Genomic DNA, 287 nt, shown 5'->3' with positions numbered 1-287 from the left:
TCACTAAAATTTTCGACGCGCCGGCATGCCTGGTCGCATTGCTCAGAGCCTCTTGGATAAAGCGATAGACGCAGATCTTGGCGGCCTGCGCCCGGATATCGAGCCGTCCGACTTCCGAGATGATCCTGGTGCGCGAATGCGTCTCGTGCGCCTGGATGGCGCGGCGAACGACATCGTCGCCCGAGAGCATCTCGAGTTCAGGCAGCGTCAGGCCTCGGCAGATGTCGCGGATCTCCTGGATAGCTTCAGTGATCGAGCTGCTGACGAGCGATTCATCGTCGCCCTGT

General features: G+C 60.3%; 1 pseudogene. It reads right to left on the bottom strand.

Annotated elements, in window-relative coordinates:
* Window positions 1-287 (bottom strand): annotated as a pseudogene (locus B3605_RS21025) (sensor histidine kinase); the annotation flags it as partial.

This window comes from Rhizobium sp. UBA1881 (genome assembly GCF_002338015.1).
In the GTDB taxonomy this organism is placed as follows: Bacteria; Pseudomonadota; Alphaproteobacteria; order Rhizobiales; family Rhizobiaceae; genus Rhizobium.
This window is presented reverse-complemented; position numbering and strand designations above follow the sequence as displayed.